General features: G+C 33.2%; 8 protein-coding genes. 1 reads left to right on the plus strand and 7 read right to left on the minus strand.

Annotation, left to right across the window (positions count from 1 at the left end; all coding sequences use genetic code 11):
* Nucleotides 1-137: 137 nt before the first annotated feature.
* The 7 genes from trmB to AST02_RS13965 form a co-directional block, all read right to left on the minus strand.
* Nucleotides 138-782 carry a tRNA (guanosine(46)-N7)-methyltransferase TrmB gene (trmB, locus tag AST02_RS13935; protein WP_046465594.1) on the minus strand — a complete coding sequence of 215 codons (645 nt, stop codon included), beginning with the start codon at nt 780-782 and terminating at the stop codon, nt 138-140.
* 12 nt (nt 783-794) lie between these two features.
* A complete protein-coding gene (locus AST02_RS13940) occupies nt 795-1,586 on the minus strand; it encodes a phosphotransferase family protein (RefSeq protein WP_046465595.1) in 792 nt (263 codons plus the stop codon).
* A gap of 466 nt (nt 1,587-2,052) precedes the next feature.
* Complete coding sequence (dat, locus tag AST02_RS13945) at nt 2,053-2,898, minus strand: D-amino-acid transaminase (protein WP_069818273.1); 846 nt, start codon at nt 2,896-2,898, stop codon at nt 2,053-2,055.
* A 2-nt stretch (nt 2,899-2,900) separates the two neighbouring features.
* Nucleotides 2,901-4,310 (minus strand): dipeptidase PepV, encoded by a 1,410-nt coding sequence (gene pepV, locus AST02_RS13950; protein WP_069818274.1) that lies wholly within the window; start codon nt 4,308-4,310, stop codon nt 2,901-2,903.
* Between the two features lie 387 nt (nt 4,311-4,697).
* Complete coding sequence (locus AST02_RS13955) at nt 4,698-5,108, minus strand: YtxH domain-containing protein (protein ID WP_046465598.1); 411 nt, start codon at nt 5,106-5,108, stop codon at nt 4,698-4,700.
* A gap of 15 nt (nt 5,109-5,123) precedes the next feature.
* A complete protein-coding gene (locus AST02_RS13960; protein ID WP_069818275.1) occupies nt 5,124-5,822 on the minus strand; it encodes a pseudouridine synthase in 699 nt (232 codons plus the stop codon).
* Nucleotides 5,819-7,456 carry a putative polysaccharide biosynthesis protein gene (locus tag AST02_RS13965; RefSeq protein WP_069818276.1) on the minus strand — a complete coding sequence of 546 codons (1,638 nt, stop codon included), beginning with the start codon at nt 7,454-7,456 and terminating at the stop codon, nt 5,819-5,821. The genes AST02_RS13960 and AST02_RS13965 overlap by 4 nt, the downstream gene beginning before the upstream one ends.
* 121 nt (nt 7,457-7,577) lie before the next feature.
* On the opposite strand from AST02_RS13965, the gene AST02_RS13970 reads away from it, so the two are divergent.
* A complete protein-coding gene (locus tag AST02_RS13970; protein WP_046465601.1) occupies nt 7,578-8,837 on the plus strand; it encodes an NAD(P)/FAD-dependent oxidoreductase in 1,260 nt (419 codons plus the stop codon).
* Nucleotides 8,838-8,981: the final 144 nt, after the last annotated feature.

Below are 8,981 nucleotides of genomic sequence, written 5' to 3' on the forward strand. Positions count from 1 at the left end.
TCCCATACCCCAGGCAAGCATATGCTTTCAAAATCGAAATGTTTTAAATAGAAAAGCAGCAATCCATTAGAAACTAATAGATTGCTGCTTTTAATTTGGGAATGGGATATTTATGTCACATTCTCATTTGAAAATCATTATAAATTTTTATGAAACTTTGCTTCCATTCGATAAATTCTTGAACCTCTGTCAGAGAACTTTCTTTCATACTCAGTTTCTATATTATCTTCGTCATCTTCTTGATGAAGATTTAAATTGAGTTTAGTAAAATACATGCCGAATTGAGACATACTCTCTAAACTATAAGCAAAAAGACCTCTGTTGTCAGTTTTAAAGTGAAGTTCTCCGTCTTCTTTCAAAACTTGCTTATACAGTGCTAAAAACGTATGATACGTCAATCTGCGTTTAGTATGTCGTTTTTTAGGCCATGGATCTGAAAAATTCAAATATATGCGATCAATTTCGCCATCTTTGAAATATTCATTGAGCTCCAGTGCATCGTTACAAATCAATTTAATGTTTGTAAGACCAAGTTCTTTAACTTTATCTACAATATTAACTACTACACTTTTTTCTCGTTCTAAAGAAATAAAATTTATGTCAGGATTTTGTCCGGCAAGTGTTGTAATAAACTGTCCCATTCCTGATCCTATTTCAATGTATATCTCTTGGTCTTTATCAAACCAGTCACTTATATGCCCTGCATGACTACCATCCATATCCACTAGTTCAGGATGTGATTTCAAATAATCTTCTGCCCAAGGCTTGTAACGCATTCTCATTCTGATAACTCCTTATATAAAAGCATTGTTATTCATTACTTCATTTAAGAATTTGAGCCACATATTCATATCTTTGTAGCGCTTTTGTTCTTCATACCATTGGACCATACCTATAGACTGAATAACTGTATACCATTTCATACGTTTTTGTAAGTCCATTGAGTCTTTAGTTCCATAAACATCTAACCAGTGAGGCCATTTCTTTTCAGGAACGTAATTGTATAGCAGCATGCCTAAATCAATTGCAGGATCAGCAATCATCGCGCCTTCCCAATCAACTAAGTAAAGCTCATCACGATCTGATAATAGCCAATTATTATGGTTAACGTCGCCGTGTACAACGGTAAAGAAACGCGGATCTAAATTAGGCATATGGTCTTCTAAATACGTTAATGCTTTTCTTACTACATGATGCGTTAAAACTTCTCTAGATAATGAAGCGTTAATTTTATTTAACAAAATATCTGGTGTAATCGGCTCCATTTCCATTCGTTTTAACATATTCAATAGTGTTCTAGAACTATGAATTTTTTTCAATAAATTAGCTACTCTTTGTTCATGCATTTCATTGAAAGTAAGTTCTCTACCATTTTTCCAATGTTGCGCCGTTACAACTTCTCCAGTTTCGATTCGTTTCGTCCAAACTAGTTTTGGCACAATACCTTCAGCAGATAAGGCTGCGATAAAGGGGTTTGAATTTCTTTTTAAAAATAATTTCTGCCCATCCTGTTCAGCCATATAAGCTTCACCAGATGCACCACCTGCTGAATCAAGCGTCCATCCTAATTGATAAAACTGCTCCAACACGTTCACCTCACTTTCAACTAGAAAATGGCTCCTGAAAAGAATTTTCGAGAGCCATATATAATAATTTTTTAATTCAAAATTATAAACTCCAACCAAAATTGTGCAGCCTCAAGTTTTATGACTAACACATTGTCCCATCATGGTTCAAGTTCTTTTTAATTTATTAATACTCATACTATCTGAGCTAATTTACAATAACTTTTACATCATATCATAAATTAGCTCTTAACAGAGTATTAATTTAATATTTCTCTATCTTTTTTTGTGAAATTTTTTACTTCCAAATTTCACGACTTATAAAAGATTTTATAATCTTTAATACTTTATTTCAACTATAAATGAGAAATTAAAATTCACATTTTGATTCCATACCTTTATGGAATTCTATTAAACGGCTCAGTAAGAATTATAACATAATTTGACCTTAATATATGTTACATTTTCTATCCATTTATTGAAATTATTAACTATGCGTGTCAATATATCTATTAAATCCTTCTTGTAGCGATTTAGTGATTGGTCCTACTTTTCCATCACCTACAGCTTCACCATTTAATTTAACAACTGGCATCACTTCAATTGATGTACTTGAAACCAAAACTTCATCCGCATTTTTCAAAAATTCTAAAGTAAACGTTTCTTCTTTAAAAGAAATACCTTTTTCTTCAGCAATTTCTTTTATTACCATACGCGTAATACCATTCAAAATATAGTTATTGATTGGGTGCGTATAAATCACGCCATCTTTAATTGCGTAAACATTGCTCGAAGATCCTTCTGTAACAGTTTCACCACGGTGTTGGATTGCTTCTTGTGCATTATATTTAACAGCATATTCTTTTGCTAATACATTGCCTAATAAATTCAAGCTTTTTATATCACATCTTAACCAACGGATATCTTCAGTTGTTACGGCATTTATGCCTTCTTCTAATAATTTGTATGGACGGTCATAAGATTTTGTAAAAGCTGTGATATTCGCTTTTACTGATGGCGTAGGAAAGGCATGATCACGCGGCGCAGTACCACGCGTCACTTGAATATATACGCCGCCATTAACGATACCATTAGCAGCTATCAGTTCTCGTACAAGTTCTATAAGCCCATCAACTGTATAGTTTAATTCTAAGCCAATTTCTTTAGCGCTTCTTAATAATCTTTCAAAATGCGCATTGGCAGTAAAAGGATGATTGTCATAAACTCTTATATATTCATAAATACCATCACCAAATACATATCCTCTATCGTTATAAGCTACATTTGCATCTTTTTCCTCTAGTAATCTTTCATTTATTAATACTTTCGTCATATTTATTCCTCCACACACAAAGTATATAGTGATTCTAAGTAGATACTCGTCGCATCAAACAATTGCTTTTTACTGATATATTCATTTTTTTGGTGCATTAAATCTTCAGAATCACTGAACATTGCGCCAAAGGCAACACCTTTGTCTAAATTACGTGCGTATGTGCCACCACCAATTGTGTATGGTTCTGTTTCGTCACCTGTTTGATTTCTATAGGCTTGTACTAACGTTTGAACGAATGGATCATCTTTTTCTACATAATGCGGTGTTTGGTTTTTACCTAATTCAATTGAAAATCCAAGTGGTTGAACTTCACTCTTGAAGCGCGTCATTGCTTCTTCAAATTCAAATCCTTGTGGATATCTTAAATTAACACCAAATGTTCCACCTTCAACATTGTCATAAGACATGACACCTATATTCGTCGTTAAATCACCCATAACATCTGTGTGGAATTTCATACCCATTTTTTCTCCAAAATGAGAATTAAATAAATATTTTTCACTGAAATTCACGAAATTAGCTGCTGTTTTGTCTAAATCTAGACTAGATAAGAAATTCAACAAGTACAAACCAGCATTAACACCTATAGAAGGATCCATACCGTGTACGGCTTTTCCTTGAACTTTTAATACAAGTACGCCACTATCAACGATGCTTTCCCCTTCAATATTGTTCTCGTGAACAAATTGTTCGAAGTTTTGAATGACATCAGTCATGTTTTCTTTTACAGATACATTCGCCACAGCTTCATCAGGTACCATATTATATCTTTGTCCTGAATTGAATGAAATTAATTCATATTCTGGCTCGTCTTGGTCTTCTGCTTTTTCGTTTTGAATCACATCAAAAGTAGTAATACCCTTTTCGCCGTGAATTGCAGGGAATTCTGCATCTGGTGCAAATCCTAAAGCAGGCATTTCTTCAGTTTCAAAATAACGCTCAGTGCATTGCCAATCAGATTCTTCGTCAGTGCCTATTATAATATGTATACGTTTTTTCCAATTTACATTCATATCATTTAATATTTTAACTGCATAGTACGCTGCAATTGTTGGTCCCTTATCATCAAGCGTACCTCTTGCAATAATTTTATCATCTGTCACAACTGGATCAAATGGGTCAGAATCCCAACCTTCTCCAGCAGGCACGACATCAACATGGCATAATATACCAAAAACATCTTCTCCAGTACCCGCTTCAATTCGACCAGCAATATGGTCTACATCATGTGTGCCAAATCCGTCACGTTCAGCTATTTTGTACATGTAATCTAAGGCTTTTCGTGGACCAGGTCCAACTGGATATTCTGTTGATGCTTTATTATCTTCCCTAACACTCTCAATAGATAATAAACCTTTCAAATCTTCAATGATTAGATCTTCATATTCTTTCACTTTGTCTTTCCACATTTGTGATCCACTTCCTTCTCCAAACTTATATATTTAATATTTTACATGATGTGTGGCAGAAACTACAGTGAGATGTCATTATTTTTTAAAAATTCCAACTGTTTCGCTAACAGATAAAACAGTTCAACCTATATATATTAATATATTTCAAAAACTGTATTAACATAAAAAAGAGGTGAGATAAAATACATATCTCAGCCTCAATGATTAATTTGGCAGTGGTTGACTGAATTGAAAAAGCGCTTCAGCGCTTGTATTCCATTTTCTAGTCTGCTTTGCCGGACTGGGTTCATACGACGAAATCTTGTTAAAAATATAAATTTCTGCCACACACGTATAAAAAAACCTAGTTCATTAAAATGAACTAGGTCGCCAAATAGTAATTTACTATTTATTATCACGTTTATTACTATTATTTTTTAATTCTTCTTCAGTTACGACACGTAGATTATTAGAAGGGTCTCCGCCTTCATCATCGAATCTAGCTTCTTCAATCTCTACGTCTTCTTTTTTAACACTATTTTTGAAATTATTTTTTTGATCTTTAAGATAACCTTTAGGGTCTTGTTTTACTTTTGAAGCATAACCTTTAGGATCTTGTTTTACTTCGCTATAAGTTTCGCCTGCTTTTGAACTAATTTGACTAGCGATATCTTTCGCGTTTTGTTTATATGATTCTGGATTAGATTTGTATTTGCCATACTCATCTTTCAATCTATCTCTATTTTCTTTTTTAGAAAGAACAACTGCAGCCGCTGCTCCACCGATACCTAATACTGCTTTAAATAAATTTGACATAAAAACACCTCTTCATTATTTTAATCCTAATTGTTTAAAATCTTGTTGAGTTAAATGACGAAATTCTCCTGGCGCTAATGCTGAATCTAGCTTTAAGTCGCCAATGCTAATACGTTTCAAAGCTAAAACTTCATTATCTATAGCATGAAACATACGCTTAACCTGATGATACCTTCCTTCGTATATTGTGACAAATGATTTGTTCTTTTCATCACCTTCAACTAATTGAGCAGGTTTCGCCAATCCCTCATTTAATTCAATACCCGTTTTAAAGGATTCTATATCATTTTTTGTAATAGTTTTTTCAGAAATCACTTCATATGTCTTAGAAACATGCTTTGTTGGACTCATCAATTGGTGGTTAAACTGCCCATCATTCGTGATGAGCAATAACCCTTCAGTATCTTTATCCAAACGACCAACTGGAAATAGTTCTAAATATCTAAATTCATCTACTAAGTCTATAACAGTCTGTTGATTATTGTCTTCAGTAGCTGATAAATACCCTTTTGGTTTATTTAACATCAAATAGATTTTATCTATATACTGAATTTGCGTTTCATTGACGCTTACAATATCCGTTTCTGGATTGATTTGAGTTTTTGGTGATTTCTCTTTTTTATCATTCACGGTAACATTGCCTTTTTTTAATAACTGTTTCACTTCTGTACGTGTTCCTACGCCCATATTAGCTAAGAATTTATCTATTCTCATTCTGCAATACCTAACTTACGTCTAATTTTCTGTGGAATATCACCTAAAAACTGATCTGCAAGTCTTGTCTTCATTGTCATACTAGCATAAACTAACATACCTACAATTACACTAACAATAATTATAATCAGCGAACCAAATTTAGATTGTGTTGAAATAAATAATTGTAAGATAAAGAATGTTAACTCAACTGATATCATCATAATTAAGCTATATAAGAATATTTTACCAAAGTGTAACCATGTTTCTGAAAAATCAAATTTAGCGTGTTTTTTAAGTATATACAGATTACATGATACTGCAAATAACAATGCAATTGCCGTACTTAATATCGCACCAGCAGAATGGAACGCTAAAATTAATGGCGTATTTAATACTACTTTTATTACAACTGCTGCTAATATAACAAATACTGTTAATTTTTGTTTATCAATGCCTTGTAACATAGATGCTGTTACACTCAGTAAACCAATTAGAATCGCTACTGGCGCATAGTAGAATAGCATTTGGCTACCATCAACATTATAACTATAAAAGACTGTATATAATGGTAACGCTAATGCCATAATACCTAAACTTGCAGGTACTGTGATGAACATTAAAACACCTAACGACGTTCGCATTTGTCTGTGCATCTCATGCAATTCACCCTTTGCATAAGTTTTCGTAATAAATGGAATTAAACTTACTGCAAAACCTGCTGATAATGCTGTTGGAATCATCACAATTTTGTTTGTCGTCATGTTTAAAATTGTAAAGAAATAGTCATGCATATGACTTGGAACGCCAGCTAAACCGAGTGCACTGTTATGTGTAAATTGATCGACTAAATTAAATAATGGGAAATTTAAACTCACAATGACGAACGGGATACTGTAAGAAATAATTTCCTTATACATTTTACCGTATGATACATCGATACCCGTTGTATCCGTTGCAACCATTTTTTCAATATTAGGCTTTCTTTTTCTCCAGTAATACCATAGCGTGAAAATCCCTGCAATTGCTCCTACAGCCGCTGCAAATGTAGCAATACCATTAGCTGCAAGTACACTACCGTTAAATACATTAAGTACTAAATAACTACCAACTAAAATAAATAGTATACGTGCGATTTGTTCGATAACTTCTGACACTGCCGTCGGTCCCATAGATTTGTAACCTTGGAACACACCACGCCATGTAGCAAGTAGCGGAATAAAGATAACTACCATACTAATAATTCTAATAATCCATGTAATTTCATCTACTGACCATCCGCCATTTGCACCTGCTTTATTTGCTAAAGTAATAGATGCAATTGTTGGAGCTAATAAATATAAGATGAAAAATCCTATAAATCCTGTTACAGTCATAACAAGAAAGCTTGATTTGTACAGTTTCTCACTTACCCTATATGCGCCCATTGCATTATATTTAGATACATATTTAGACGCTGCTAATGGGACGCCCGCAGTTGCAATAGCAATCGCTATATTATACGGGGTGTATGCATAGTTGAAAGGCGCCAAATTTTCCTCTCCACCAATAATCGAGTAGAATGGGATAATATATATAACACCTAAAACCTTAGTAATCAAAATACTAAGCGTAATTAAAAAGGTGCCCCTCACTAATTCTTTACTTTCACTCATTCAGATCTTCCTATCTCAAATTAATTTTTACACTCATAACTTTAATAATAACGTTATAACTACTTTTTTTCAAAAGTATATTACTATAAAATAACACTATATAGCTAAGGGAGGCAATAAAATGTATCAAACAATTATAATCGGTGGTGGGCCAAGTGGACTCATGGCTGCCGCTGCAGCAAGTCAAAATAGTGAAAATGTTTTATTAATTGAAAAGAAAAAAGGATTGGGTCGCAAGCTGAAAATTTCTGGTGGTGGCCGCTGTAATGTTACTAACCGCCTTCCTTATGATGAAATTATTAAAAACATACCGGGTAATGGAAAGTTTTTATATAGCCCTTTCTCTGTATTTGATAATGAATCCATCATTCAATTTTTCGAATCCAGAGGTGTAGGTTTAAAAGAAGAAGATCATGGTCGTATGTTTCCAGTATCTAATAAAGCACAAGACGTGGTAGATGCACTCATTCATACGTTACAACAAAATAATGTCGACGTTAAAGAAGAATCAACTGTTCAATCTATTGAATATACGCCCCAACAAACGTTTGAAGTTATGCTAAATGATCAACAACAATTTGAAAGTAAGAGTCTTATTATTGCGACTGGTGGTACTAGTGTACCCAAAACTGGTTCTACTGGAGATGGTTATAAATTCGCTAAACATTTAGGGCATACAATTACAGAATTATTTCCAACCGAAGTCCCTATAACATCTTCTGAACCATTTATTAAGAATAAACGTTTAAAAGGATTAAGTTTAAAAGATGTTGCACTATCCGTATTAAAAAAGAATGGCAAACAACGTATCACACATCAAATGGATATGATATTCACACATTTTGGTATAAGTGGCCCTGCCGCACTGAGATGTAGTCAATTTGTATATAAAGAGCAAAAAAGTCAAAAACAAAAAGAGATTCAGATGCAACTTGATGTTTTTCCAAATCTGAGTGTCGCTCAATTAGAAGCACAAATTAGAAATATATTAAAAGATACACCTGACAAATATATTAAAAATAGTTTGCACGGGTTAATCGAAGAACGTTATTTATTATTCATTATTGAACAAGCACAAATTAGTGATGACTTAACTGCTCACCATATTTCAAATGCACAAATTAATAAATTAGTTGAATTATTTAAAGGATTTACTTTTACTGTCAATGGAACGTTGCCCATCGATAAAGCTTTTGTAACTGGTGGTGGTGTGTCATTAAAAGAAATACACCCTAAATCTATGATGTCAAAACACGTACCAGGGTTATTTTTATGCGGTGAAGTATTAGATATACATGGTTACACAGGCGGATATAATATCACAAGCGCTTTAGTCACTGGTAATGTTGCCGGTTCAAACGCGGGTGAATTTCATCTTTAATGCTGAAATATAAGCTTCACAAATCAAAACAAACAAAATGCTCTTATAGCATTTTGTTTGTTTCAGAACGTAGACAAACCATTTGCTGTAAAGGCATTTGGTTTATTTTTTTATAAATATAACTTAATTTTAAAAATAAAAAGT

The sequence above is a fragment of the Staphylococcus equorum genome (genome assembly GCF_001747895.1).
GTDB lineage: Bacteria > Bacillota > Bacilli > Staphylococcales > Staphylococcaceae > Staphylococcus > Staphylococcus equorum_A.

Bases quoted from the DNA above. Each gene is read 5' to 3' on its own strand.
- trmB (WP_046465594.1), bottom strand. From the start codon at position 782: ATGAGAATGCGTTACAAGCCTTGGGCAGAAGATTATTTGAAATCACAT.
- dat (WP_069818273.1), bottom strand. From the start codon at position 2,898: ATGACGAAAGTATTAATAAATGAAAGATTACTAGAGGAAAAAGATGCA.
- pepV (WP_069818274.1), bottom strand. From the start codon at position 4,310: ATGTGGAAAGACAAAGTGAAAGAATATGAAGATCTAATCATTGAAGAT.
- AST02_RS13955 (WP_046465598.1), bottom strand. From the start codon at position 5,108: ATGTCAAATTTATTTAAAGCAGTATTAGGTATCGGTGGAGCAGCGGCT.
- AST02_RS13960 (WP_069818275.1), bottom strand. From the start codon at position 5,822: ATGAGAATAGATAAATTCTTAGCTAATATGGGCGTAGGAACACGTACA.
- AST02_RS13965 (WP_069818276.1), bottom strand. From the start codon at position 7,456: ATGAGTGAAAGTAAAGAATTAGTGAGGGGCACCTTTTTAATTACGCTT.
- AST02_RS13970 (WP_046465601.1), top strand. From the start codon at position 7,578: ATGTATCAAACAATTATAATCGGTGGTGGGCCAAGTGGACTCATGGCT.